22 protein-coding genes and 2 tRNA genes are annotated in these 25,549 nt (G+C 53.7%); 10 read left to right on the plus strand and 14 right to left on the minus strand.

Features of this window, described 5'->3' with window-relative positions:
* Positions 1-103: 103 nt before the first annotated feature.
* On the plus strand, positions 104-1,567 hold the full coding sequence (locus ACQGQ5_RS13800; protein WP_455737072.1) for a flagellin N-terminal helical domain-containing protein: 1,464 nt from the start codon (positions 104-106) through the stop codon (positions 1,565-1,567).
* 594 nt (positions 1,568-2,161) lie between these two features.
* Here ACQGQ5_RS13800 and ACQGQ5_RS13805 read toward each other — a convergent pair.
* Positions 2,162-5,083, minus strand: coding sequence for an SH3 domain-containing protein (locus ACQGQ5_RS13805; RefSeq protein ID WP_455737073.1), 2,922 nt, complete (start codon positions 5,081-5,083; stop codon positions 2,162-2,164).
* Positions 5,084-5,451: 368 nt separating this feature from the next.
* Here ACQGQ5_RS13805 and eno point away from each other — a divergent pair, with 368 nt between their 5' ends.
* Positions 5,452-6,732 carry a phosphopyruvate hydratase gene (gene eno / locus ACQGQ5_RS13810; protein ID WP_455737074.1) on the plus strand — a complete coding sequence of 427 codons (1,281 nt, stop codon included), beginning with the start codon at positions 5,452-5,454 and terminating at the stop codon, positions 6,730-6,732.
* Positions 6,733-7,149: 417 nt separating this feature from the next.
* On the opposite strand, the gene ACQGQ5_RS13815 is transcribed toward eno, so the two are convergent.
* Complete coding sequence (locus tag ACQGQ5_RS13815) at positions 7,150-7,710, minus strand: hypothetical protein (RefSeq protein WP_455737075.1); 561 nt, start codon at positions 7,708-7,710, stop codon at positions 7,150-7,152.
* 437 nt (positions 7,711-8,147) lie between these two features.
* Here ACQGQ5_RS13815 and ACQGQ5_RS13820 point away from each other — a divergent pair, with 437 nt between their 5' ends.
* On the plus strand, positions 8,148-8,396 hold the full coding sequence (locus ACQGQ5_RS13820; RefSeq protein ID WP_455737076.1) for a hypothetical protein: 249 nt from the start codon (positions 8,148-8,150) through the stop codon (positions 8,394-8,396).
* Positions 8,397-8,474: 78 nt separating this feature from the next.
* A complete protein-coding gene (locus tag ACQGQ5_RS13825; RefSeq protein WP_455737077.1) occupies positions 8,475-8,813 on the plus strand; it encodes a four-helix bundle copper-binding protein in 339 nt (112 codons plus the stop codon).
* 422 nt (positions 8,814-9,235) lie between these two features.
* Here ACQGQ5_RS13825 and ACQGQ5_RS13830 read toward each other — a convergent pair whose 3' ends face one another.
* The 6 genes from ACQGQ5_RS13830 to ACQGQ5_RS13855 all read right to left on the minus strand — a co-directional run bounded on the left by ACQGQ5_RS13830 (position 9,236) and on the right by ACQGQ5_RS13855 (position 13,161).
* Positions 9,236-10,123 (minus strand): DUF3298 domain-containing protein, encoded by an 888-nt coding sequence (locus ACQGQ5_RS13830; RefSeq protein WP_455737078.1) that lies wholly within the window; start codon positions 10,121-10,123, stop codon positions 9,236-9,238.
* Positions 10,124-10,135: 12 nt separating this feature from the next.
* Positions 10,136-10,612: a sigma-70 family RNA polymerase sigma factor gene (locus ACQGQ5_RS13835; RefSeq protein ID WP_455737079.1), complete on the minus strand. Its 477-nt coding sequence runs from the start codon at positions 10,610-10,612 to the stop codon at positions 10,136-10,138.
* Positions 10,613-11,027: 415 nt separating this feature from the next.
* Positions 11,028-11,114 (minus strand) — tRNA-Leu (locus ACQGQ5_RS13840).
* Positions 11,115-11,172: 58 nt separating this feature from the next.
* The gene (locus ACQGQ5_RS13845) at positions 11,173-12,192 is read right to left on the minus strand and encodes a M23 family metallopeptidase (RefSeq protein ID WP_455737080.1); all 1,020 of its coding nucleotides are present in this window, start codon (positions 12,190-12,192) and stop codon (positions 11,173-11,175) included.
* Positions 12,193-12,250: 58 nt separating this feature from the next.
* A complete protein-coding gene (locus ACQGQ5_RS13850; protein WP_455737081.1) occupies positions 12,251-12,382 on the minus strand; it encodes a hypothetical protein in 132 nt (43 codons plus the stop codon).
* 101 nt (positions 12,383-12,483) lie between these two features.
* Entirely contained in the window at positions 12,484-13,161 is a 678-nt protein-coding gene (locus ACQGQ5_RS13855; protein ID WP_455737082.1) for a sugar transferase, read from the minus strand.
* A 212-nt stretch (positions 13,162-13,373) separates the two neighbouring features.
* On the opposite strand from ACQGQ5_RS13855, the gene ACQGQ5_RS13860 reads away from it, so the two are divergent.
* Together ACQGQ5_RS13860 and ACQGQ5_RS13865 are read left to right on the plus strand one after the other, a co-directional pair.
* Positions 13,374-14,327 carry an ROK family protein gene (locus ACQGQ5_RS13860; protein ID WP_455737083.1) on the plus strand — a complete coding sequence of 318 codons (954 nt, stop codon included), beginning with the start codon at positions 13,374-13,376 and terminating at the stop codon, positions 14,325-14,327.
* Positions 14,328-14,364: 37 nt separating this feature from the next.
* Positions 14,365-15,423 (plus strand): aldose epimerase family protein, encoded by a 1,059-nt coding sequence (locus ACQGQ5_RS13865; RefSeq protein WP_455737084.1) that lies wholly within the window; start codon positions 14,365-14,367, stop codon positions 15,421-15,423.
* Positions 15,424-15,457: 34 nt separating this feature from the next.
* On the opposite strand, the gene ACQGQ5_RS13870 is transcribed toward ACQGQ5_RS13865, so the two are convergent.
* Positions 15,458-17,206, minus strand: coding sequence for an ABC transporter ATP-binding protein (locus ACQGQ5_RS13870; protein WP_455737085.1), 1,749 nt, complete (start codon positions 17,204-17,206; stop codon positions 15,458-15,460).
* Positions 17,203-18,939, minus strand: coding sequence for an ABC transporter ATP-binding protein (locus ACQGQ5_RS13875; protein WP_455737096.1), 1,737 nt, complete (start codon positions 18,937-18,939; stop codon positions 17,203-17,205). The genes ACQGQ5_RS13870 and ACQGQ5_RS13875 overlap by 4 nt, the downstream gene beginning before the upstream one ends.
* Positions 18,940-19,069: 130 nt before the next feature.
* Between ACQGQ5_RS13875 and ACQGQ5_RS13880 the strand changes: the two genes are divergently transcribed.
* Positions 19,070-19,978, plus strand: a complete 909-nt coding sequence (locus tag ACQGQ5_RS13880; protein ID WP_455737086.1) for a LysR family transcriptional regulator — start codon at positions 19,070-19,072, stop codon at positions 19,976-19,978.
* An 11-nt stretch (positions 19,979-19,989) separates the two neighbouring features.
* Here the strand turns inward: ACQGQ5_RS13880 and ACQGQ5_RS13885 are convergent, their stop codons facing one another.
* From ACQGQ5_RS13885 to ACQGQ5_RS13900, 4 genes are all read right to left on the minus strand, one after another.
* Positions 19,990-20,646 carry a flavin reductase gene (locus ACQGQ5_RS13885; protein ID WP_455737087.1) on the minus strand — a complete coding sequence of 219 codons (657 nt, stop codon included), beginning with the start codon at positions 20,644-20,646 and terminating at the stop codon, positions 19,990-19,992.
* 97 nt (positions 20,647-20,743) lie between these two features.
* Positions 20,744-22,015, minus strand: coding sequence for a replication-associated recombination protein A (locus ACQGQ5_RS13890; RefSeq protein ID WP_455737088.1), 1,272 nt, complete (start codon positions 22,013-22,015; stop codon positions 20,744-20,746).
* 30 nt (positions 22,016-22,045) lie between these two features.
* Positions 22,046-23,299 (minus strand): serine hydroxymethyltransferase, encoded by a 1,254-nt coding sequence (locus ACQGQ5_RS13895; RefSeq protein ID WP_455737089.1) that lies wholly within the window; start codon positions 23,297-23,299, stop codon positions 22,046-22,048.
* A gap of 54 nt (positions 23,300-23,353) precedes the next feature.
* Positions 23,354-24,007, minus strand: a complete 654-nt coding sequence (locus ACQGQ5_RS13900) for a TraX family protein (protein ID WP_455737090.1) — start codon at positions 24,005-24,007, stop codon at positions 23,354-23,356.
* A 208-nt stretch (positions 24,008-24,215) separates the two neighbouring features.
* Between ACQGQ5_RS13900 and nth the strand changes: the two genes are divergently transcribed.
* From nth to ACQGQ5_RS13915, 3 genes are all read left to right on the plus strand, one after another.
* Positions 24,216-24,869, plus strand: a complete 654-nt coding sequence (nth, locus tag ACQGQ5_RS13905; protein WP_455737091.1) for an endonuclease III — start codon at positions 24,216-24,218, stop codon at positions 24,867-24,869.
* Positions 24,870-24,955: 86 nt separating this feature from the next.
* A complete protein-coding gene (locus ACQGQ5_RS13910) occupies positions 24,956-25,363 on the plus strand; it encodes a bacteriohemerythrin (RefSeq protein ID WP_455737092.1) in 408 nt (135 codons plus the stop codon).
* Positions 25,364-25,472: 109 nt separating this feature from the next.
* Positions 25,473-25,548: transfer RNA gene (locus ACQGQ5_RS13915), tRNA-Ala, on the plus strand.
* Position 25,549: the final 1 nt, after the last annotated feature.

A 25,549-nucleotide genomic window follows, 5' to 3' on the forward strand; every position in this document is an offset into this window, starting at 1 on the left:
GGGCAGGAATCAACCGCACGGCAAAGAACATGGACGTTCTTTCAAAAAAGGCGTGACCGGCGTTTCGCCGCACGTACGAAACAAAATTCAGGAGGAAAAAATTATGCGTATTCAACACAATATTGCAGCCTTAAATGCAAACAGAATGCTGGCCAGCAACAACAACGCCGTCAGCAAAAACCTTGAGAAGCTGTCTTCCGGCTACCGCATCAACAGCGCCGCCGACGACGCCGCAGGCCTTGCGATTTCCGAGAAAATGAGAAGCCAGATCCGTGGACTGGATCAGGCCGAAAACAACGCGAACGACGGTATTTCCCTTGTACAGACCGCTGAAGGCGCTCTGAATGAGACCGCTTCCATTCTGCAGAGAATGAAAGAGCTGGCCACTCAGTCCTCTAACGGTACTTACCAGAATGACGTTGACCGCGAGAACATCAGCAAGGAAGTTGAAGCCCTGTCAAAGGAAATCAACAGAATTTCCTCTTCCACCAACTTCAACAAGATCAATCTTCTGGATGGTACCCTTGGCACATCGGAGATTGCTTCTTCCTCTGATAACGCAGTGGTAGTAGCTCATGCCGCAGAGAAAGGTACATTTACCGCTGCTGCTGTTGGTACTCCATCTGCCAAAGGAGTAGAAACAGCGTATGACGTTTCCTATCTTGATGACAATGGCAAAAAGCAAACTGTATCTGTTAAGTATACTGATAATGAAGATACTCCCACTAAAGCAACAAATGCTACTGAAATTGCCAAATCTTTAAATGCTGACCCTGGTGTTTCTGCCAATTTTATTGTAAAAGCTGAAAGTGATGGTACCATCACTTTCACAGCGAAGACAGCCGGTAAAGATGGAGCCAGTCTTCTTACTGCTACAACCGCTGTTACGGATAATAAAACCGCTAAGAATGAATATTCTACAATTACGTTTACAGCCGCTCCTACTGCTGGCGACACTGTTTCCATTGGCGGTCGTACCTATGAATTCCAAGATGCGGATACACTGACGGATGTCAAAGCCGGAAATATTGCAGTTGTAATTGGCGACGATAGCAACGGCAATGACGCAGCTGCAAATCTTAAAGCTACTCTGGCGGCATATGATATTACTTCCGCGACTAATTCTTCTAACGTCGTTACGATTTCTGATATGAAAGAAGTCGGCGGCAAGGGTCTTACTTTACAGATCGGCGCAAGTGCTTCTGAAGATCAGCAGGTTTCGCTGAACATTGCCAGCATGAGCTCCAAGGGCTTAGGCATTGACAAGATTTCTGTCGCGAATCAGGACGCCGCAAACGCCGCAATTGCGACAATTGAAGCCGCTATCAACACGGTTTCCGGCACAAGAGCCGACCTTGGCGCACTGCAGAACAGACTTGAGCACACTGTGAACAACCTGGGTACCACCAGCGAGAACCTGACTTCCGCTGAGAGCCGTATCCGTGACGTTGACATGGCTGCTGAGATGATGGAAATGACCAAGAACAACGTTCTTGCTCAGGCCGCTCAGTCCATGCTTGCTCAGGCAAATACACAGCCTCAGAACGTTCTGAAACTCTTACAGTAATTTTTTCCAAGCATATTTACTTCATTCACAAAGCGCCCGCGGACAATGTCCGCGGGCGCTTTTCGCGTTGCAGGTTGACTCCCGCCGTCGCGCCGGGCGGCAGACCTGCTGGTCGGGAAGCGCCTGCGGAGTTACTCTTAATTGGTCTAATGTGGAATTGACGTCTGTCAGTCGAAGCCTGCTGGGGGAGTCCGTTTCCCGCAAGCTTTCCCACTCCTTCTGTCACACCAGACGTGGACCTTTCTCGACCGACAAGTCGCCGTCGGTTCATTAGCTCGCCCTCAGGCCGGGCGGGCCCCTACTTTCGCTCTTGTCCGAAAGTAGGCAAAGGACGCGCAGGGGGATTTTGGATTCCCGGCGGGAGGGTTCCATAAAATCCCCCTGCACCCCCAGGTATCCCCAAATACCATTACACAATACGATGCCATGGTGGTTTTCATTGACGGGGGTACGGGGGCAAATGGGCTTGTTGTTTCCTCCTACTAATTGAGCGCCGCCGAGGGCATTACCTTTCTCATAGTAGACAAAGAAAGGCCCCCTCCTCGAGGGGGCCTCAGCTTATAGGCAATCTGCCAAACTGCGAGAGTTCGCTTCTCAGCTCAGTCCCGCTGCCGCGTTGGGATAGGTGTAATTGTAACGGTTGAACTTCACCGCTTCATAATCGCCGTAGTTGTAAACGTTCGCTTCGCCGAGCCTTCTGTAGAACAGGCCGGCATAGAACTTGCCACCCGCCTGATTCCAGCGGATGAGGTCGGAGCCGAACGCGTTGGCGTTGGTGTAGTTGAGGTCGTGGGTCAGGGAGTCGGAGTTGGACAGATTGATGTATCCGGAATTGACCCAGCCGGTGCTTCCATTGGAAAGCTGTACCTTATACCAGCCATCCCTCGTGTTAGCGAAGTTACATTCGGTCACATTGAGCGAGGTACCCGACAGCACGCTGCAGACCTCGTTCCCGCCGATGCTGGGCTGATCCCTGACGATAGTGTCCTTCGTCACAGTCGCCGCAAGCGTTTGCCCGGAGAAGAGCGCCGGCGGGATCACCGCATTTTTCATGATCCTTCTGAAATCCATCTCCGCGCTGCTGTTGAAATAGCCCGCGCCGACATTATAGGCAAAGCTGATCAGGCAGTCGGCCTGATTCTGGCTCATCAGGAAACGGTTGTTCTGAATCATTTTGTTCAGTTCGGTTGTGTAAGAGGAATTATTGATCTTATTGATCAGAAGCGACCATGCTTCCGTTTCCGTCATATTGTTGTAGAAAATCGCGTTTGCCCCGAAGGTGCAGCCGTATCCGATCGTGGGCACCTGATTCGACGTCAGCTGGTCGGCGTACACGGTCGGGCTGTAACCCTCCCACTTGGCAATCAGGGAAATCATCTGGTCGCTGGCCCTGCGCTCCTCACTGGAAGTCGTAACGAAATCCTGCTGGTTGGAAACATACGCATTGGTGGTGTAGCCCGTGGCGCTCATGCTTCCGTTCAGCAGCGAATAAGCGGTAAAGGAATAGGTTCCGGCCGTGCTGAAGGTCGTGGTAGCCGTCCATTTTTTCGTATCGGTGTTTTGTTTGGACTCGTTCGTGCAGGAATCGGCGTTCAGCGCTCTTTTGCTGCCGTCCGGCATCGTAATGACGAACTGCACGCCGGCGCGCGCGGTGTCGGTCACCGCGGTCAGCGTTACCGCCGCGCCCGTACTCGCAATATTCGGAGAAGCAAACGCGGTCTTTACCGGTTCCGCGTCCGTTACCGTTACATTGCAGGCCGCCGTATAGGTTCCCGATTTGGCCGTGATCACCGCGGTGCCGTTGGAAACGGCATAGACATATCCGTTTGAAACCGTGGCGACATTCGGATTGCTGCTCGTCCAGCTGACATAGGTTCCGCTCGGGGAAATGCCGGCCTGAATATACAGCGTCTTCCCCACCGGGATACTCTGGGCCGTGGTGGAGAGCGAAAGCGCGGTGGTGTTCGTTACATCGTCGGAATAATGAAGCTGAATATACTCCGAGCTGACGTAGCCCGCAACCCCGCTGGCGGTCTGCACCTTGGTCCAGGCCGAATTGGAAGTGTCCAGCACCGTCAGGCTCGTCCCCCTCGGCAGGTTTGCGAGAATTTTGGCGCTTGTATCGGGCGATTCCCTGAGCCGCAGCATGTCGGCCGTTACGCTCGCACCCGTAATGGTGTGGGAATCGGAGCCTGTAGGATCCCCGGAACCGGGATCCGTTCCGGGGTTCGTATTGGGATCCGTACCGTTATTGTTGCCGGTCTGTGCGATATTCAGGAATTCCTTGCTGCAATAGCCTTCCTTCCCATCGGAAGTCTTTATTTTCGCCCATGACGCGTTGGAATTGTCCGTTACCGTCACGGTAACGCCTTTGGCCAGCGTAACAATGACCCCGTAGGTCGTTCCCGCGCCGCTGCGCACATTGAGGGAATCGGTCGTCACCGCCGTGGCAGTGCCGGCGGTTCCCGTGGAAGGAGCGGGATTGGGATTCGTGTTGGTTCCGGTGGAAGTGCTGACATTCAGATATTGCTTGCTGCAATAGCCTTCTTTCCCATCCGAAGTCCTGATTTTCGCCCACGACGCGTTGGAATTGTCCGTTACCGTCACGGTGACGCCCTTCGCCAGCGTGACAATGGCCCCGTAGGTCGTTCCCGCGCCGCCGCGCACATTGAGGGAATCGGTCGTCACCGCCGTGGTACCGGTGGTTCCCGTGGCAGGAGCGGGATTGGTGTTTGTGTTCGTCGTACCGCCGGAAGTGCTGATGTTCAGATACTCTTTGCTGCAGTACCCCTGTTTGCCGCCGGAAGTTTCCACCCTGGCCCACTGTGCGTTGGAGTTGTCCAGCACCTTTACGGCCGTCCCCTTGCTGATGGTCAGTATGACCTTATAATTGGTACCCGCGCCCTCGCGCAGGTTCAGATAATCCGTGGTCAGCGCGGAGACCGACGCCGCGGAACCGGTATTGGCGGAGCCGGTATTTGCCGTCGTACCGGAGCCGGACGAGGAGGACACGTTTAAAAACTCCTTGCTGCAGTACCCCTGTTTGCCGTCCGCTGTCTGCACCTTCAGCCAGGAGGGGTTGGAGCTGTCGATCACCTTGACGGAAGTCCCCTTCGGAAGGGTAACGATAATTTTGCTGGTGGTGCCCGCGCCCTCGCGCATATTCAAAGACGCCGTGGTAACCGCGGTCGTCCCGGAAGACGAAGTCCCGGAATTGGAAGCGGCGCCGGAGACGCTGAGATACTGCTTGCTGCAGTACCCCTGTTTGCCGCCGGAGGTCTGCACCTTCGCCCACGTTGCGTTGGACGAGTCAAGGACCGTAACGGTGACTCCTTTGCTGAGCGTCAAAATGACTTTCTTATCCATACCCGCGCCCTCGCGCAGATTCAAATAATCCGTTGTTTGCGCGGTCGCAGCCGCCGCTGCGGAAACAGCCGGCGGCAGGGTGATCATAACACCCGCGGCACAGATCAGCGAAAGCGTTCCCGCCGCAATCCGCTTTTTCAGATTTTTCAATTCATTCACTCCAATTATGTAGTATTTATTCAATACAGACGGGCAATCATCCATAGATACGGAAGAATTTTTCCTTCCTGTAAAAAACAGGCCCGCCTTACAATCAAATCAGCTCTGGCATCCGTTGACATTACTGGTTCGATTATACCTTAAAAACTGGCAATTATCAAGTTAATATGTCAAATGTTAACAATTTCCGCCTCTTTGGAACGGGCGGTTTTTCCGGCCGTGGCATCCCATTTTTTAATCTCTTTTTAACAGAAAAAATTGGATACCACCAATTGACATTTTCAGTAAATTGTGCTATTTTTAATGAAGATAGTTAGCTTTCGCTAACTGATATAAAAAACATAAGGAGGGCAAGCAATATGTCTGACTATCGTATTAAAAATATTGTTGCAAGAGAAATTCTGGATTCCAGAGGAAATCCAACGGTTGAGGCGGCCGTAACGCTGAACGACGGCACCGTGGGAACGGGTTCTGTTCCGAGCGGAGCGTCCACGGGTTCGTTTGAGGCCCTCGAGCTTCGCGACGGGGATGTTGCCCGCTACGGCGGAAAAGGCGTCTTGAAAGCGGTCGACAACATCAACACGGTAATCAACGATGCCCTCTGCGGATGGGACAGCACCCGCACGGCGGCCATTGACCAAAGGCTGATCGAGCTCGACGGCACCAAAGAGAAATCCAAGCTGGGGGCGAACGCCATTCTGGCGGTTTCCCTCGCGGCGGCAAGGGCCGCGGCAGCCGCGCTCCATCTGCCGCTGTACCGTTTTATCGGCGGCGTAAACGCCGACACCCTCCCCGTCCCCATGATGAACATCCTGAACGGCGGAGCGCACGCGGCAAACAACGTGGACATCCAGGAGTTCATGATTATGCCCGTAGGGGCGCCGTCTTTCCGGGAAGGGCTGCGCTGGTGCGCGGAAGTGTTCCATACGCTTGCTTCCATCCTGAAGGAAAGAGGGCTGTCCACCTCCGTCGGCGACGAAGGCGGCTACGCCCCCAACCTCGACACGGACGAAGAAGCGATCGAGCTGATTCTGGAAGCGGTCAAAAAAGCGGGCTACCAGCCCTCCAGGGACTTTGTTCTCGCGATTGACGCCGCCTCCAGCGAGTGGAAATCCGGCGGCGGCTACCTGCTTCCGAAGCACCATACCTCCTATACGACGGACCAGCTCGTCGCGTACTGGAAGGCCCTGAGCCAGAAATACCCTATCCGCTCCATTGAAGACCCGCTGGGCGAGGACGACTGGCAGGGCTGGGAAAAGCTGACGGCAGAGCTGGGTGGTTCGGTACAGCTTGTCGGCGACGATCTGTTCGTTACCAATACGGAAAGGCTGAAGAAGGGAATCAACCTGCACTGCGCGAATTCCATCCTGATCAAACTGAATCAGATCGGCTCCCTGACAGAAACCCTGAACGCCGTGAAGATGGCGCATAAGGCCGGCTATACGGCGATCATTTCCCACCGCTCGGGCGAAACGGAAGACACGACCATTGCCGATCTGGCGGTCGCGCTGAACGCGGGCCAGATCAAGACCGGCGCCCCGAGCCGCAGCGAGCGTGTCTCAAAATACAACCAGCTGCTGCGGATCGAATCCGATCTGGGGGACGGCGCCTGTTTCCCCGGGAACAGCTGTTTTCATTGACAGCCGTTATGCTTCATAATTGATTTCCAGGATGATACACGAAGCAAACGGATAAAAACTGTTCCAGTAGGTCCGCCCGATGGAATTCACCTGATATCCCAAGCTTCTGAGAAAATTTGCGGCTTTGTATCCAACTTTTTTATCAAAGAATCTGATAATAACCGTTTGCATGCGATCACCTCAATTGAAAAGAATGGATCAATATCAGGATATTCCATAAGCCGCCGTCTGTTTCATAAATTCTGAGATCAAAGCCCCGCGCCAAAGGAAGTGATAACTGTAAGCGGGCGGAAAAAGCACTGTTTCCTTACAGGGATCACTCACAAATCCGACGGTCCTTTGCGCTGAAGCGACGGAAGGCTGCCGCCAAACGACAATTGTCGTTGGCGGCAGCCTTTCGCAATTGGCTGATTCTGTTCATAACAGACCCATATACGGGTGTAGCCCTTCGTCCGCGGATATTTTCGTGATGCGCCAAAAGCCGCCGTCTCTGACAACCGTCAGCGCAGCGTGATAGTCCCCGGCGGGACCGCCCGAGGTTACAGTGGAAAAAGAAAGCCGAATCTCATATTGGCCGCTTCCCGTCTGCGTCTGACCGGTGATTTTATAACTTTCTATCCAAGGGCTGGACACTCCCGTTACCCAATTGGGATTGTATTGGTCAAGCTGTTGGACATACTCCTTTTTGAGCCTGGAATCCATGACGGAATATTGCATCGCCCCGCTTCTGCCTTTCAGGCCGTCGGCCCATACCGCGGCGGCTGCTTCCGGCGCGCATACCCCCACCCGGTCCATTGCATCCATCAAAAGCCCGGTCCTTACTTCGTATTGATCCACCTCGGCCACCGCCGCCGCAACGCTGATATATTTGCAGTGAAAGAAATACCCCGCAGCATTAAAAAGCGCTGCGATCACCAAACAAACGACAATTACAAGCCCGACGAACCTTTTTACCTGTTTTGAAAAAAGCAATTTCATGCAGACTCCCCCTTATCATAACATCTCCATAAAATGTATGACGGGCAACGGAAAAATAGGCAAATTCCCGCTGACGGTCAGTGAGGAATCCACCCTATTCCGTGTTCTTTCGGATCTGACGGTTCCGCCGCCTGCATCCTGATTTAAAAAGCCCTCCCAGCCGCCCAAAAGCAGTTGAGAGGGGAGTCCCAAATTGTGAATTGAGCTAATTATTGTATTATAGATTCGTGCACAAACCTATCCCCCAAATTATAAAAGCTCAACTTTAATTATATTATAGCAGAATGATTAATGATTTTCAAGAAAAAAATTCACCAATGAATCCGATGCGGATTTGTCTATGAAGCCGTTAGCGGAAACATCCCGGCTGTGCGGGAAGAATATGATTGTACAATCGGGAAAAAGTGAAGTATAATAAAATAAAGCAGGTGATAATTATGAAGGGAAAAATCATTCGGAACTTAACAGATTATAACGGGAGACCGGTTTGGGTGGAGTTTGAAAACCCGGACGCATGCAGCTGCGCAAACTGCGGAGCCTGCCGGTCAAGCGACGCCGAAGCGCATCTTTATACCAGCGGCGTATATCGTGCCGATGGCCATTTCCTCGTCTCGCTTACGAACGAAGAGCATCGTTTTCATGAGTTTACGCCGCGCATCCTTGCCATTTACGAGTGGCGGGAATAGAGAACGGCTATCGGATATCCACATAAATTTTAACTTCTCAGGAATAATAACAGAAATAAAATCTACAAGGAGTTAGTTATGGGGATTGTAAATATGAATAATAAAAACCAAACCTGCATCGACGAATGCAACAAATGCGCACAGGCATGTCTGGAATGTATGAAAATGTGCCTTGACGAGCCCGATGTGGCAAATAGAAAAAAGTGCATTGCCAAACTTCATGAATGCGCTTGCATCTGTAAGGAAGCCGCGTCCTTTATGGCGTCGGATTCCTGCCATGCTATGGAATTATGCAAACTGTGCGCGACGATTTGTAATGAGTGCGCTCAGGAATGCGGAGCATTTAAGGACGATCACTGTGCGAAATGCGCCGCGGAATGCAAAAAATGCGTGCAGGAATGCCAGTCCATGCAGTGACGTCGGGATTTGCAGATCCTATTTTAAATTGAATTTGCGGCTTTCGCTTCACGGTGAAAGCCGCTTTTTGATAAAATCCCAGCGATTGGACAGGCTAATTTCCGAAAGGAGATTGAATAGATGAAAGAGAAATTGCTTGTGCCTGATCCAGACTCAGTTTCTCCCGCACATATTCCAACGGTCCCGGCTCCGGTACCAATACGAATGCCAACGCCCGGAGAGGCTAAGGAAACTGCGAAACCTGCTCAAAGCGGAAGCGCGAAAGACAGCGACCCCACCATCTAATTCTCTTGCCGTCCTCAACGGGCGGCTTTTTTTGCGCCCGGAGAGCCGCTTTCCAGACGGATGGCCTTCTGTGCGGCCACATATGGTATGGGAACAGATCGGATCGATTCACCGGGAAAGCAGAAGACCTTCATGGATCAGCCTGCTGAAGACGCGCCGGACGGCTGCGCGGCAGAAATGATAAATTCCTGCGGACCCATGAATCCGGGGGCAATTTCATATTTATCGAACACAATGACTACCTTTCCATCCGCGTTAACATAAAACTTCTGGTCCTGACGAATTCCCTGAAACCCATCGGACCCCGTAAAATACATCCAGTCACTATGCTGTGCGGCGCGTTCCTTCATTTGCTTCCGGACACTGTCGTCCACAACGGTTTTGTAATCCCTGCCGAGCAGATTTTCGAGTGTCAATGCAGCCCCGGTGTCAGGGTCAAGATTGTAAAAAACCTGTTCCAGGGAAGATTGCGCCCTGTCCCATGTGATGTCCAACACAAAGGAGAGCATTTTGGTATTGCTGCATTTTATAGAATAGGTGATGGAAGATTTGGCAGGAATGTAATCTTCCGCCTTGCCTCCTGTCTGAAGGAAGGCTTCCCGTTCCTGCTTGCTTCTCTCTTCCAGCATTTCCCGCGCCGTCTCTACCTTCGTCTGGACGAGGAGATTGATTTGGTTCTGATTGACGTTGTTTTTCAGGCCGGAAATCTTTGGCTCCTTGACGGTAAGGGTCTGACCCGGATCCTGTTTGAAATCCTCGCGAAACGTAAACACCCGGGCAATGCCGCCCACCACCGGGATTTCGCGGGTCGAACGGGCAAACACGGGGCTGCTGTTGAGCAAAATAACGAACGCCGCGAACACGCTCGCCGCAGACACCGCTATCCACCGCAAAACGCGCGTTTCTCTGGCGGTCTCCGGCCGGAAAGAACGGTATGCAGCTGCAATTTTGTCCTGCAGCTCCTCCGGGACCGGGATTTCACGGTAGCAGCCTTTTGAATCTCTGAGATAATCTTCCAGCATCATAAGAAACTCTCCTTACAGGTATTTTCTAATCTGGTCCAATCCGCGCCTCAGCCGGGATTTCACCGTATTCAAGGGCGTGTGTGTAATTTTTGCGATGTCCTCCAACCGCATATCTTCATAATACCGAAGAATTATGACGGTTTTCAGCTCCGGATTCAGCGCCTGTACGGCCCTGTAAACATCCAGCGCTTCGGCGATTTCCGCCGTTCTGTCCTGCAACGGTACCTCGTCCTGTTCAGAAAGCGATACCGTACGCCTGTTCTTCCGATACCAGCTGACACTCTCATTCACCAGTATGCGGAAAACCCAGTTTTTCATTTTGCAGGGATCCCGTAACGTATGCGCCTTTTCCAAAGCGTGCACCACCGTTTCCTGAATGACGTCCAGCGCCACTTCCCTGCTCTTCGTGTAACTATAAGCCAAGCGATACATGCTTTCCTTGTTCTTTTCGATACATTCTTTCAAATCGTCCGGTATTTGTTTGCGCATCGTTTTTCTCCTGCTTTCCCATCTGTTCGGTCTCATTAATAAAGACGCACCAGCAGTGCAAAAAGTTCCCGATACCGAAAATTTTTTACCTCCCATGCTGAAAGCCAAAGCATTTTATTTTTGCCGGCAGAGCTGACGGTTATTTTCGTTAAACGCAAAAACGAAGAATCGCCCCATGGGGCAAAATCTCGTGCGATAAAATGCGCCCACACCGTACAGGTGCGAGCGCGAATTGTCCGCGGCGACCCGCCGCTGATCGGACTTGGCGGTCGTACAACAGCACGCGTTCCGCGAGTCCCCTCATATTTCATCTGTTATGGCAGCCCTGTTTCTTTCTCCCGGCTTGTGCCGGCTTCCGGATTCTTGGGGTCATCAACGCAAAAACAGGGGACGCCCATGCGGGCGTCCCCTGTTTTGGTGCTGGTGATCGGACTTGAACCGATACGGTGTTGCCACCGAGGGATTTTAAGTCCCTTGCGTCTGCCGATTCCGCCACACCAGCAATTTAACATTTGCTATTATAGCATAGCGCAGCGGCAAAATCAAATAGAATTTTCCTGTCAATACTGAATTTGAATCTGATTTTTTCGGGAATATTCTTTTGTGGCGCTGTCACGCACCACTTCGGACTGATTCTGGCGCAGCAGCTTGCACAGCTGATATACATCCACCCAGATTTCGTTGACGCTTTCCTTCTGGCTTTCGTCGAAAATCAGCTGAAGGCCGAAGTGCAGATGGCTCACCTTAATATTATTGACGTTTTCCTTCGTACTGTAGCCCGTGTGTCCCACATATCCGATCACATCGCCGGCGGTCACCGTCTGACCGACCGCGAGGTTGGCGGCATAGGGGCGGTTCTGCCTTAAATGCGCATAGTAATAATAGCGCTGCTTGTCAAAGCTGCGGATCCCGATGCGCCAGCCGCCGTACTGGTTCCAGCCCAGCGCCTCCACAATACCGGATTCCACCGCGATGACGGGCGTGCCGGTCGCGGCCATCATATCGTGGCCGAGGTGCTGCCGTTTGTATCCGTAAGTCCGGGACGCGCCGAAATCGTCGTATTCCTCATACGGAAAGGTTTTGGCAATCGGTGAAAATCCGATCAGGCCGTATTTTTCCTCTCCGCTGCCGTCGGTATAGGTGCCGAGAAGTCCGCCCAGAATCGCCGTGTACGCCTTAAAATAGTAGGAATAATATTTCATGTTCTTTGTCAGGTCCGCCATGCTCTGCGTTTCCAGTTTTTCCATCAGAACGTCCAGGTCATTGCTCTTATAGCGTGAAAAATTCCCTCCGTATTTCGCGGCAAGACAGGCAAGCAGTTCGATCCAGCTTACCTTCTTCCCTTTCTCCTGAGAGGCAATATCCAGATTCATCGCTTTTTTGAGCGCAAGATACGGCACGTTGAACTCAACGTACTTTATGTAATCGCCGGAGGAAGACGACGCCGCGCTCTCGGGCTGTGCATCCGCGGGCACACTTTCTCCGTAACGGCCTGAGGCGGCGGCAATTCCTGCCGCCGCCGCGAGGACAAGGATAAAAGCAACGAGCCTTTTTCTCTTCATAATCATATGATGAAACAAGCGATCACCTACTGTCTATCCATTATTATGAAGGGAGGACTGAAAATATTGCAAAAATTCAAAGGTCATCCGCGTCCTGATCCGGTTTTTCACCGTCTCTGGCCGTGCCGGTATAACTGCCCAGCACATCGGTCGGAATTTCGCTTTTGCTCATATTGGGAAGCGTAGCCGCCATTTTGTCTACATCCATATTTCCCTTGCCTTCTGTTTTCCTGTTCTTCCGCCAATTCTCAAACATAAAAAATCACCTCACGCTTATTATGAACAAGCAGAGGTGAAATATGAATCCGTCTATTTCAGCACCGCGCCGACGGTCCGGAACATAATTTTGATGTCGTTCAGCAGGGAGATATTTTTCATATATTCCAGATTATACGCCATTTTAGGCGGTAAAATCTGTTCCACATACACCTTCTCCGGGTCTTCGGCCGCATTGAGCAGGCTGTCCTCATCCTTGAACGCAATGCTCGAGGTAGCGGTAATGCCGGGCCGGATCAGCAGCGTCGCCATATATTCCGGCGCATAGACATCCACATATTTTCGGACCTCCGGCCGGGGACCGACAAGGCTCATGCTTCCGCCAAGGACATTTAAAAGCTGCGAAAACTCGTCGAGCCGCAATTTCCGGATGAGCCTTCCGACTTTTGTCACGCGCGGGTCGTCGCCCACCGTCAGCGGAGGCCCGATTTTGTCGGCGTCCCGCACCATCGTCCTGAACTTAAAAATCTTAAAATCCTGATTGTAGCGTCCGACGCGAACCTGCCGGTAAAACACCGGTCCTCTGGAGTCGATTTTAATGGCCAGCGCCAAAAGAAGGGAAAACGGCGAACAAACCGCAAGGATCAGCAGCGATGCCACGATATCAAACGCACGCTTCGCGCCGAGCGAAAACCTGCGCTTGTTCAGCAGAGTGAGATATTCCTTCGTATATTTGTTTCTCATTCCCTTGGGGAGTGCTTTAAAATCCACGGCACGATCTCCATTCCAGATTTTGTATCTTTTCTATTATAGCACAAGTTTTCGCTTCATAACAATTTTTTGTGCTGCGGAACACAATATGTTTACAATTCCCATGCGATAATGCTATACTATTCACATATTACAGCAGATGAACGAACGGCGGGGCGCCTGAATGCGCTTTTGTTGCCGTACTTTGAAATAACGGACGAAGGGGATAAAAAATGTATTATCTGGGAATTGACCTTGGGGGAACCAACATTAAGGTTGGCGTCGTCGGCGAAAACAGTCAAATCATTGCTACGGCGAAAAGAAAGACCGCCGTACCCTGCCCTCCTGAAGATATGTGCGAGCAGCTTGCTTCCACCGCAATGGAAGCGCTGCGCAACGCAAACCTCACTCTGGACGACGTGCCGTGGGTGGGCATCGGCACCCCCGGTACCGTCAATACGGACACCGGCGTGGTGGAATTTTCCAACAACCTGTATTTTAACCATTTCGAACTCAGAAAGTTTCTGGAAGCAAAAATGAATAAAAAGGTCATCGTGGAAAACGACGCGAACGCGGCGGCCTACGGCGAATATCAGGCGGGCGCGCTCAAGGGCGCGAAAAACGCAATGGCGATTACGCTCGGCACCGGAGTGGGCAGCGGCATCCTCATCGACGGTAAAATTTATTCCGGCTCCAATTACGGCGCGGGAGAAATGGGACATACCGTTATTGTCTTTCAGGGAAGGCACTGCACCTGCGGCCGCGACGGCTGCTGGGAAACATACGCTTCCGCCACCGGCCTGATCCGCTCCACCAAAGAGGCGATGGAGAAATCCGCCGACCGCGGCAGTCCCATCTGGAAGCTGGCGGACGGCGACCTGAACAAGGTGGACGGGCGTACCGCCTTTGACGCCATGCGCGCGGGCGACCCGATCGGGAAAGCCGTTGTGGACGAATACATCGAGTACCTGGGCTGCGGGCTGGCCAACTGCATCAACGCGTTCCAGCCGGACATCCTCTGCATCGGCGGCGGCATCTGCAACGAGGGGGAAACCCTTCTGAAGCCGCTGCGCGAATATGTCGACAGGGAAGCCTATTCCCTCAGCCCGCAGGGACAGACAAAGATTTGCAGGGCATTGCTGGGAAACGATGCGGGAATTATCGGCGCAGCGCTGCTGGGCAAATGATTCCTCATCACCAAATATGACAGAAGAAGGCTGAACGATGAGCATTGAAAAATCTGTATTTGGAAAACTGCCGGACGGCACCGTAATCGACAGCTATACCCTGCGCAATAGAGGCGGGATGACCGCGCAGGTGATCACCTACGGCTGCCGCATTGTCAGGCTGCTGACCGCCGACAGAAAGGGAAATTTCGGGGACGTGGTCCTGGGGCACGACACACTGGACGGATACCTTGAAAAGGGCGACGTTTTCGGGGCCGCCGTCGGCCGCTACGCCAACCGGATCGGTGGGGCGGAATTTGAAATCGGTGGAAAGAAATACGCGCTCGCGGCAAACGACGGAAAGAATTCCCTGCACAGCGCCCCGGGCGGGTTTCAGGACCGGGTCTGGCGGCTGAAATGCAGCGACCATGACGACGACGCGCCGTCCGTCACCTTTACTTACCTCAGCGAGGACGGGGAATGCGGGTTCCCCGGGAACCTGAACGTAACCGTTCAGTACACCCTCAGCACGGACAACGCGCTGATCATCGATTACGGCGCGCAGACCGACCGTGAAACACCGGTCAACCTTACCAACCATTCCTACTTCAATATCAGCGGGGACGTCGGAAACAGCATCCTTTCACAGGAGCTGCAGATCAACGCGGATGCGATTACCGCGGTCGGAACCGACCTGATCCCCACCGGCGGGCTGACCCCGGTCGCCGGTACGCCGTATGACTTCAATAAGCCCAAAACCATCGGGCAGGACATCCGGGCAAACGACAGCCTCTTGAAAAGCTGCGGAGGCTACGACCATAATTTCGTGATTAAGGGCGCGGACGGCATGAAAAAAGCCGCGGAGCTGTACGACCAGCTGAGCGGCAGGGCGATGCTGGTCTTTACCGATATGCCCGGGATACAGATTTACACCGCGAACAGCTTTGCCCCCGGCGCAGCCGGCAAGGCGGGAAAAAGGCATCTGGCGCACCATGCGGTCTGCCTGGAAACACAGTTTTTCCCCGACTCGGTCCATCACCCGGAATTCCCTTTCCGGAATTTAAAACCGGGCGGGAAATACAGGCACACGACCATTTATAAATTTACGGTAAGATAACAGGAGCCCCGGCAAAGCCGGGGCTCCTGTTCCGCTAATCCGCGACCGCGAACTGGCTGTTGTAAAGATTCGCGTAAAAGCCCTGCTTTTGCAGAAGCTGTTCATGCGTTCCCTGCTCGATGATGCTTCCGCTGTTCATCACCAGAATCAGGTCCGCCTCCTTGATGGTGGAAAGACGGTGAGCCACGATAAAGCTGGTTCTCCCCTTCATCATTTCGGTAAACGCCTTTTGAATACGGATTTCCGTTCTGGTATCGATGGAGCTGGTCGCCTCGTCCAGAATCAGGATCGGCGGGTCGACCAGCATCACCCGGGCAATACAAAGCAGCTGCCGCTGCCCCTGCGAAATATTGCCGCCGTCCTCCGAAATCAGGGTGTCGTACCCGTTCGGCAGGCGCATGATGAACGAGTGGGCGTGCGCCGCCTTTGCCGCGGCGACGATCTGTTCCTCCGTCACACGCTCGCTTCCGTACGAGATATTGTCGCGCACCGTTCCGGAAAAAAGCCAGGTCTCCTGCAGCACCATGCCGAACATTTTCCGCAGGCTGTCGCGGGTGACGTCTTTTACATCGACCCCGTCGATTTTGATGGTGCCGCTGTCCGCGTCATAGAAGCGCATCAGCAGGTTGATAATGGTGGTCTTTCCGCATCCGGTCGGGCCGACAATCGCGATCCGCTCGCCCTTTCTCGCTTTCAGGTTCATATCCTGAATCAGCTTTGCTTCCGGACGGTAGGAAAAACACACGTGCTCCACGTCCACGTTCCCCTCGCTGTCCGTCAGGGTCAGCGCGCCGGGAGCGTCCGGTGTTTCCTCCTCCTCGTCCAGCAGCCGGAAAAGACGGTCGGCGGAGGCAAACGCCGTCTGAATCTGGGTAATGACCGCGGTCACTTCGTTAAACGGCTTGGTATACTGATTGGCATAGGCCAGAAACGAGGTGATCTGTCCGATCGTCAGCGGACCGGGACGGCCCGTAATCGCGCAGAGCGACCCGATTGCCGCGACCGCGGTGTACACGACGCCGTTGACAAAACGGGTGCTGGGGTTGGAAAGGGAGGAATAAAACTGCGCTTTTACCCCGCAGTTGTAGAGCCGCCGGTTAATCTCGTTGAACGCTTCTTCCGAACGGCTTTCATAGAGGAACGTCTTTATGATTTTCTGTCCGCTGATCATTTCCTCCACATAACCGCTGAGCTCGCCCTGGGTCGCCTGCTGCTCGATAAACTGCCGGTGGGAAATCCGGGCGATAAAGCCGGCCACAAACAGCGAAAGGGGCGTAACCAGCACAACCACCACCGTAATGACCGGACTGATGGTCAGCATGAAAACAAGCGTTCCCAGAATGGTCACGACGCCGGTAAAAAGCTGGGTAAGCCCCTGCAGCAGGCCGTCCGCGACCTGATCGACATCGTTGACGACACGGCTGATGATATCGCCGCGCGCGTGGCCGTCAATGTACCGGAGCGGCAGGCGGTTGAGCTTCTGATAAGCCTGCGCGCGCAGGTCGCGCACCGTATGATAGGTGATTTTATTCGTACAGTACGCCATTACCCACTGAAACACCGCGCTGATCACAATGGTCCCCGCAAGCGTAACGAGAATGGGAATCATGTCCCTGTGGCCGACGTTGGAAGGCCCGATGATGCGGTCGACCGCGCGGCCGATCAGGATCGGCCCGTAGAGGGTGAGCGAAATATGAATCAGCGCGCTGACGAGCGCACCGGCCAAAAAGCCGGAATACGGCTTCGCGTAGCGGAACAGCCGCTTTAATGTGGAACCTTTCATTTTTTGCTCACCTCGTCCCTGCTGAGCTGCGACAGGCAGATTTCCTGATAGATCTGGCAGCTTTCCATCAATTGTTCGTGCGTGCCGATTCCGGCGATCTCGCCGTCGTCCAGCACGATGATTTTATCCGCGCGCCGGATGGTGCTGGCGCGCTGGGAAACCATCAGCACGGTCATGCCGGAGGTTTCCCTTTGAATCGATTTTCGTAACGCCGCGTCCGTCGCGAAGTCCAGCGCGCTGGCGCTGTCGTCCAGGATCAGAATCCGCGGGCCGCCGACCAGCGCGCGGGCAATCGTCAGCCTTTGCTTCTGGCCGCCCGAAAAATTCTTGCCGCCCTGATTGACCGGGCTTTGAAGCCCCTGCGGCAGAGCGGACACAAACTCATACGCCTGCGCGATCTTCAGCGCCCTTTCCATTTCTTCCTGCGTCGCGTCCCGGTATCCGAAGCGAAGATTGCTCTCAACGGTGCCGGAAAACAGAACGGCCTCCTGCGGCACCATGCCGATCTGGCCGCGCAGGGCGGAAAACGGATACTCGCGCACGTTGACCCCGTCGATCAGAATTCCCCCCGAAGACACGTCGTAAAAGCGGGGAATCAGATTGACCAGCGTGCTCTTTCCGGAGCCGGTGCCGCCGATAATGCCGACGGTTTCCCCCGGCATAATGGAAAAATCCAGATTCTTCACTGCGTATTTATCCGGCCCGTCGTAGGAAAAGCTCACATTTTTAAACTGGACTTTCGGCGTATCGGGTACAGGGAAAACCGGCGCCCCGACGGGCTCCGGAACAGAGGAAACGGTCTCAAACACTTCGTTGACCCGTGAAGCGGAAGCGGAGGCTTTTGTAAAGGTCACCACCAGATTGGCGACGACGATCATTGCCAGCAGGGTCTGCGACATGTAGTTGACAAACGCAATGACCTCTCCCTGCGTCATCGCGCCGGAATCGACCCGCCAGCCGCCGAACCATACGATGGCGATCACCGCGAAGTTCATGATCGTATAAGTAAGGGGGTTCAGCAGTGCGGAAAGCTTGCCGACCCGGATGGCGGTCGCCGTCTGGTCGTCCGCCGCCGCATTGAAGCGCTCCTCCTCGCTCTTCTGCTTGGAAAACGCCCGGATGACCCTTACGCCGCTCAGCCCCTCGCGGGTGACAAGGGAAATCGTGTCCAGCTTTTTCTGCATGACGCGGAAGAACGGCACGGAACGAGTCATAATGATGTAAAGGACCAGGCCAATCAGCGGAGTCGCGATCAAAAACACGACGGAAAGCGGAAAATCCACCAGCATCGCCATAATCACCGCGCCCACCGCGAGAAACGGGGCGCGGATAACGAGGCGGATCAGCATCGCGACCGCGTACTGAAGCTGGTTGATATCGTTCGTCATGCGGGTGATGAGGGACGGGGTCCCGAAACGGTCGATTTCCGAATGGGAAAACGTGTTGATATGTTTGTAAAGCTCGCTGCGCACCACGGTTCCGAAGCCCTGTGACGCGACGGAGGCAAGCTTCTGGCAGATCAGCGCGGAACACAGGCCGGTCACGCCGAGCAGGAGCATGACTGCGCCCATGCGCCAGACATAGCCGACGTCGCCGGTCCGCACGCCGTTGTCGATCATCTTTGCCGTGATGATCGGTACAATCAGTTCAAAGACTGCCTCGATCAGCTTAAAAATCGGCCCGACAATGACCTGCTTCCGGTATTTCTTCAAGTATTTCGCGAGCTTCAGCATTTTTTGAATCATTCCTCTGTTCTGTCTTGTGAATTTCGTGTATTATTATAGCATATCGATACCCATATGAATAATATTGATTTTATCTATTTCCCATACTGATTTCATATAGATTCCGGAGGAAAAAAGGATGGATTTAAAACGCCTTGCATATTTCGTGGCAATCTGTGAGGAGGGCAGCATCAGCGCAGCCGCGAAAAAGCTGCATATCTCCCAGCCGCCGCTGAGCCACCAGCTTCAGCTTCTGGAAACGGAGCTGGGCGTCAAGCTGGTGGAGCGCGGGGCGCGGCATATCACGCTGACGGACGCTGGAATTATTCTTTACAAGCGCGCGGGCAATATTCTGGAGCTGGCCGACGCCGCCGCGCGCGAGCTGGGCGAGTACGGGGAAAAGATGAAGGGGACTTTGCGGTTGGGCGTCACCTCTTCCTCCTTCCTTCCCCTGCTTGACCCGCGGATTACGGAATACGCCAAACTGTATCCGGAAGTGAACTTTGAGCTTCACGAGGGGAACACCTTTCAGCTGATCGAGCTTCTGGCGGGCGGCGTCATTGAAATCGCGGTCATCCGGACCCCGTTCCACGCGGAAAACACATCGTGGTACAGCCTGGAAAAAGAGCCGATGATCGCGGTCGGCTTCCGGAAATATTTCAGCGGCGCACAAGACGACCGGATTCCCCTGGAAGCCCTGAAAGACAAACCGCTGATTATTTACCGGCGCTATGAAAAACTGATCCTGTCGGCCTGCAAGGCGGCCGGATTCCAGCCGGATATTTTCTGCCTGAACGACGACTCCCGCACAGCCCTGATGTGGGCGAACGCGGGACTGGGCATCGCCGTCGCCCCTTATTCGATGGACTCGTTTTACCGCAGCCCCGGCTGCCTGTGCAAAATCATCGACAGCCCCGTGATGGAGACCCAGATCACCGCAACCTGGCGAAACGACCGCATGCTTTCCGCCGCGGCCAAAAGCTTTCTGACCGTATTTAAAAGCGGCGGCAATAAAAAAGAACCCGTCCGAAAGCCGGACAGGCTCTGAGAAAGCTTCCGCTATTTTCTTCTGAACGCCGACTTCGGCGCGCCGCAGATGGGACAGACCCAGTCGTCCGGCAGCTCCTCGAAGGAAATGTCCGGATCGTTGTATATATAACCGCAGACAGTACAGATCCAGCTTTCCCCGTCGTTATTGTCGTCAGCCGGCTGTTCCTTCTGATAGGTCGGCGCGTTTTTCGGCGCCTTGCCCTTAATCACCTTGTGGTAATAATCGTAGGTCATCGGTACGCCCCTGGACTCATCGCTGCCGGCGACCACTTCCGCGACAAAAATCGTGTGAGTCGGCGTCTCTGCGCTGCTTACCACGCGGCAGAGAAGCCAGCAGCAGATATTTTCCTTGATGACGGGCACGCCCTCCGCCAGAATTTTATGGTGAACATTGTTCAGCTTATCCGTATCGCGGCCGGAATTGAAGCCCAGCGCGCCGATGACGGCGCCGGAAGTATCCTCCGATAAAACGCATACGGTAAAAAGCCCGCTTTTGGCGATACAGCCATGGCTGTAATTGTCGTGGTTCATGCTGACGGCAATCATGTTCGGTGTGTTGCACACCTGAAAAACCGTATTGACAATACAGGCGGAAGGCTTTTTTTCGTCCTTTACGCCGATGGCGTACATTCCGTATGTTAAGTTAAAGAGAACCTCATTTTTCATATTGATACACCCCCCGTTTCCTTTATCTCAATCATATCACTCTCAAGCGGCCGATACAAGCGCAAACTCCCGGATTCAGACACAATTCACACAATTTTCAGGTATTATTCCCCTTTATTTTACTCCAATACTGCAGGAAAGCCTGCTCCGTTTTATTTTGTCCGTACTCATAATAACGAACGTCCTTCAACTCGTCGGGCAGGTATTGCTGGGCAACCCATTTGTTTGGATAATCGTGGGGATATTGATAAAACTGCCCCTTGTGCGAGTTGTCCTCCCCATCATAATGTTTATTCTGAAGCTGGCGGGGAATATTCCCGATTCTGCCTTTTTCTATGTCGGCAATGGCGGCGTTGACGGCGCAGTAGGCGGAATTGGACTTCGGCGCGCTGCACACAAGGATGACCGCGTCCGCAAGCGGGATCCTCGCTTCCGGCAGCCCGACCTGAATCGCGGCGTCCACCGCGGCTTTGACGATCGGGATAATCTGCGGGTAGGCCAGCCCGACGTCCTCGCAGGCGCAGACCATCAGCCTGCGGCAGATGGACGGCAGGTCGCCCGCCACGATCAGGCGCGCCAGATAGTGGACGGCGGCGTCCGGGTCGGAGCCGCGCATGGACTTCTGGAACGCGGAAAGGATATCGTAGTGCTCGTCCCCCGCGCGGTCATACCGGAGCGCGCTGCGCTGGGTAAGCTCTCTGGCAAGCGGAAGCGATACGCGGCAGACGCCGTCCTTTTCCTCGCCGGAAAGCACGCAGAGCTCCACCGCGTTCATCGCCTTGCGCACATCCCCGCCGCAGGCGGAGGAAATATACTCCTCCGCTTCCTTCTCAACGGAGATGGGCCTTGCCTGCTCCTGTTCCATAAAAGCAAACGCGCGCCGGACAGCCGGGAGCACGTCCTCTTTTTCCACCGGCTTGAACTCAAACACCGTCGACCGGCTGAGAATGGCGTTGTATACATAAAAATACGGATTTTCCGTCGTGGAAGCAATCAGGGTGATCTGCCCGTTTTCTATGAATTCCAGAAGGGTCTGCTGCTGCTTTTTATTAAAATACTGAATCTCATCCAGGTAAAGCAGAATCCCGTTCGGGGCGGCGAGCGTGTCAAGCTGTTCGACCACCGCGCGGATATCGGCCGTGGACGCGGTCGTACCGTTCAGCTTGTAAAGGGCCCGTTTCGTCTGCTTTGCGATAATGGAGGCGAGCGTGGTTTTCCCGATGCCCGACGGCCCGTAAAAGATCATATTGGGGATTTCCCCCGAATCGATTATCCGGCGAAGGGCCTTGCCCTCCCCCAGAAGATGGCGCTGGCCGACAAGGTCGTCCAGCTTCTGCGGGCGCAGCCGGTCCGCCAAAGGCGCTGCCATATTGTAACCACCCCACCTGACTTCAATGAATTATTCGTACAGCGGATACCGGTCGCAGATTTCCGTGACCATTCCGCGGATTTTGTCCTCGCTTGCTTCAAAATCATGGATCGCAAGGCTGATGCATTCGGCGATGATGTCCATATCCCCGGTGTTCAGCCCGCGTGTCGTAACCGCCGGCGTACCCAGACGCACGCCGCTGGTCACGAACGGGCTGCGCTGCTCGTTCGGCACCGTGTTTTTGTTGGCCGTGATATACACGGAATCAAGGCGGTGCTCCAGCTCCTTGCCGGTCAGCTCCAGGCCGGTCAAATCCACCAGCATCATGTGGTTGTCGGTGCCGCCGCTGACAAGTTTGACGCCGCGCTTCAGCAGGCCGTCCGCAAGGGCGGCGGCGTTTTCCACGATTCTGCGGCCGTACTCCTGAAACTCCGGCTTGAGCGCCTCGCCCAAGCAGACCGCCTTGCCGGCGATCACATGCATCAGCGGGCCGCCCTGCGTTCCGGGGAAAATCGCCTTGTCTATTGCCTTCGCGTACTTCTCGCGGCACAGAATCAAGCCGCCGCGCGGGCCGCGCAGGGTTTTGTGAGTCGTCGTGGTGACGATATCCGCCCACTCCACCGGGCTCGGATGCATGCCCGCGGCGACGAGGCCCGCGATATGCGCCATATCCACCATCAGATACGCCCCGCAGGCGTCGCAGATTTCACGGAAGCGCTTGAAGTCGATGGTGCGCGGATACGCGCTCGCGCCGGCCACGATCATTTTGGGTTTTTCTTTGACAGCCGTTTCATAGAGCTTGTCGTAATCGATCCGTCCGGTTTCCGGATCAACGCCGTAGGGAATGAAGTGAAAATATTTTCCGGAAATGTTGACCGGAGAACCGTGAGTCAGATGGCCGCCCTCGGCAAGGCTCATGCCCATGATGGTGTCTCCCGGGTTCAGCAGCGCGTAATAGACGGCAATGTTCGCCTGTACGCCGGAGTGCGGCTGCACGTTGGCATGTTCCGCGTGAAAAAGCTCGCAGGCACGGTCGCGCGCAAGGTTTTCCACGACGTCGACGTACTGGCATCCGCCGTAATACCGTTTCGCGGGATAGCCTTCGGCGTATTTATTCGTCAAAATACTGCCCATTGCGGCCATCACCGCAGGTGAAACAAGATTTTCAGAAGCAATCATTTCAAGATTGCGCTGCTGGCGCTTCAATTCCTCTTTCATCGCCGCGCCGACTGCGGGGTCCGACTGAGAAACAAAGCCGATGGAGTCCATCATATCACTGTACATTTTCTTCATTCCCTTTCCCAGAGTATTTTAATGTTCATTATACACTTTCGTGTGTTAAAACGCAACCTTATGCACTAAATACAGGATCAGCAGGTGCACCGGGTAAAAAGCATAAAAGAAATATTTCCAGTTCCATTTTCCCTTTTCGCCGTTGTAAGCGAGAATCGGAAATCCCGCCAGCGCGGCATAGAGTTTGATCGGACCGGTCAGCAGGCCGTAGCCGGTATTGAAAACGGTAAAAATCAGAACGCCCCTCGTCCTGTAGTTTTTAAAGCAGTAGAAGATGATGATCAGGACCACGCCGAACCATCCGTAATCCGTATGCAGCGCTTCGGCAAGCAGCGCGCAGGCGACGGCAAGGAGCACCGCCGGGGCTGGTCGGGCGATGAGATAAGTGTGAAGGATCGCGATTGCCGCAAGGCCGAGAAAAAGCGTAAAAAACACATTCTGGCTCTGCGGGTAATACGCCGTCCCGTGGAACGCCAGATCGTACGGAACTTCGGAAACCAGCGAAAAGAAAAAAAGGCGCGTCAGATAGCTCTTCATGCTGGAGGTGTAAAGAAGTCCCTCCGAGATAAAAAAGCAGAAAAGCGGAAAGGAAAGCCGCCCGATGATGCGGAAAAGCGGAACGGACGGGAAAAAGATCGCGCCGACGTGATCGATCAGCATGGTAATCACTGCCAGCATTTTCAGCTGCGACCTGCTCATATTCTCTCCGCCTTCCCCTGTTACAGCATTTCCATTTGATTCTGCAACAACGTGTTTTGTATTGCAAATTGAAATGGAATTGCTGTAAGATTCGTTTATAACATGATATTGGATAATCCTGTCCTTGTCAACTTGTACTTTTGCGATATTTCCTATAAAATGAAAGAGGATCAGGCATTGTGACGATCACGAAACAGGAGGATTTATTATGACAAAAAAACAGCGTGCCGCTCTGGCGGTGGAAGCGCTAAAAAAAGAATATCCGGGGGCGGTCTGCTCCCTGACCTATACCAATCCGCTGCAGCTTTTAATCGCGACCCGGCTGTCCGCGCAGTGCACCGACGCACGGGTCAACCTTGTGACGCCCGCGCTGTTCGCGCGTTTCCCGACCTTAGAGGCCTTTACAAAAGGCACTGTGGAGGAAATTGAGGAACTGATTCATTCCTGCGGGCTTTATAAGACAAAGGCGCGCGACATCTTCGCCATGTGCCGGATGCTGAAGGAGGAATACAGCGGCGTGGTGCCGGACAGCATTGAGGAGCTTACCCGTTTGCCGGGCGTGGGCAGAAAGACCGCCAATCTGGTCGTCGGGGACATCTATCACAAACCCGCCGTGGTTACCGATACGCACTGTATCCGCATCTGCGGGAAAATCGGCCTCAGCGAAGGCAAAGAGCCCTTTAAGGTGGAAAAGCAGCTGCGCGCCATCCTTCCGCCGGAGGAGTCCAACGATTTCTGCCACCGGCTTGTCCTGCACGGCCGTGCGGTCTGCACCGCGCGCAGTCCGAAATGCGAACTGTGCTGCATGAAGGAATTCTGCAAATACGCCCTCTCCATGGCAAAAAAGCCCTCTGAAAAATAGTTTTCAGGAAGTATTGAACGAGGACCGCAAAAACGATATAATAATGGAAGAAAACAGCAAATTTTGCAGAAGGGCGGCATGTTTTTATGGCTATGGGATGGACGGAGGATTTATCCGTAGGAGTAGACGTAATCGATCAGCAGCATAAGATTTGGTTTGAAAAGGCAAACCAGCTGTTTGACGCCGGCAAAAACGGCAAGGCGAAAGAATTCATCGCGCAAATGCTGAATTTCCTGGACGAATACACAAAAATGCATTTTCGCGATGAGGAAAAATACATGCTGAGCATTCATTACCCCGAATACGGAACGCAAAAGAAGCTCCATACCAACTTTATCGCGGAGCTGGCAAAGCTGAAAGACGAATACGCCAGGTCCGGCGGAAATATCGCCGTGATTATCAACGCCAATCAAATGGTGATCGACTGGCTGATTCAGCACATCTCCACACAGGACAAAAAAATAGGCCAATACGTAAGGAGCCATAAAGCCTGAAATCAGGTTTCGAGCCATTTTCAGCACGTTTGATTGGAAATAAGATCAAATAAAATTGAAAATAACAGTTGAAATCGTCCCGCCAACATGATATAATAGCTTTCGTTGTGGGGGCGTAGCTCAGCTGGGAGAGCGTACGGTTCGCATCCGTAAGGTCGAGAGTTCGATCCTCTTCGTCTCCACCAA

The organism is Caproiciproducens sp. (assembly GCF_053840905.1).

Bases quoted from the DNA above. Each gene is read 5' to 3' on its own strand.
- ACQGQ5_RS13800 (WP_455737072.1), top strand. From the start codon at position 104: ATGCGTATTCAACACAATATTGCAGCCTTAAATGCAAACAGAATGCTG.
- eno (WP_455737074.1), top strand. From the start codon at position 5,452: ATGTCTGACTATCGTATTAAAAATATTGTTGCAAGAGAAATTCTGGAT.
- ACQGQ5_RS13815 (WP_455737075.1), bottom strand. From the start codon at position 7,710: ATGAAATTGCTTTTTTCAAAACAGGTAAAAAGGTTCGTCGGGCTTGTA.
- ACQGQ5_RS13820 (WP_455737076.1), top strand. From the start codon at position 8,148: ATGAAGGGAAAAATCATTCGGAACTTAACAGATTATAACGGGAGACCG.
- ACQGQ5_RS13825 (WP_455737077.1), top strand. From the start codon at position 8,475: ATGGGGATTGTAAATATGAATAATAAAAACCAAACCTGCATCGACGAA.
- ACQGQ5_RS13830 (WP_455737078.1), bottom strand. From the start codon at position 10,123: ATGATGCTGGAAGATTATCTCAGAGATTCAAAAGGCTGCTACCGTGAA.
- ACQGQ5_RS13835 (WP_455737079.1), bottom strand. From the start codon at position 10,612: ATGCGCAAACAAATACCGGACGATTTGAAAGAATGTATCGAAAAGAAC.
- ACQGQ5_RS13850 (WP_455737081.1), bottom strand. From the start codon at position 12,382: ATGGATGTAGACAAAATGGCGGCTACGCTTCCCAATATGAGCAAAAGC.
- ACQGQ5_RS13860 (WP_455737083.1), top strand. From the start codon at position 13,374: ATGTATTATCTGGGAATTGACCTTGGGGGAACCAACATTAAGGTTGGC.
- ACQGQ5_RS13865 (WP_455737084.1), top strand. From the start codon at position 14,365: ATGAGCATTGAAAAATCTGTATTTGGAAAACTGCCGGACGGCACCGTA.
- ACQGQ5_RS13870 (WP_455737085.1), bottom strand. From the start codon at position 17,206: ATGAAAGGTTCCACATTAAAGCGGCTGTTCCGCTACGCGAAGCCGTAT.
- ACQGQ5_RS13875 (WP_455737096.1), bottom strand. From the start codon at position 18,939: ATGCTGAAGCTCGCGAAATACTTGAAGAAATACCGGAAGCAGGTCATT.
- ACQGQ5_RS13880 (WP_455737086.1), top strand. From the start codon at position 19,070: ATGGATTTAAAACGCCTTGCATATTTCGTGGCAATCTGTGAGGAGGGC.
- ACQGQ5_RS13885 (WP_455737087.1), bottom strand. From the start codon at position 20,646: ATGAAAAATGAGGTTCTCTTTAACTTAACATACGGAATGTACGCCATC.
- ACQGQ5_RS13890 (WP_455737088.1), bottom strand. From the start codon at position 22,015: ATGGCAGCGCCTTTGGCGGACCGGCTGCGCCCGCAGAAGCTGGACGAC.
- ACQGQ5_RS13895 (WP_455737089.1), bottom strand. From the start codon at position 23,299: ATGTACAGTGATATGATGGACTCCATCGGCTTTGTTTCTCAGTCGGAC.
- ACQGQ5_RS13900 (WP_455737090.1), bottom strand. From the start codon at position 24,007: ATGAGCAGGTCGCAGCTGAAAATGCTGGCAGTGATTACCATGCTGATC.
- nth (WP_455737091.1), top strand. From the start codon at position 24,216: ATGACAAAAAAACAGCGTGCCGCTCTGGCGGTGGAAGCGCTAAAAAAA.
- ACQGQ5_RS13910 (WP_455737092.1), top strand. From the start codon at position 24,956: ATGGCTATGGGATGGACGGAGGATTTATCCGTAGGAGTAGACGTAATC.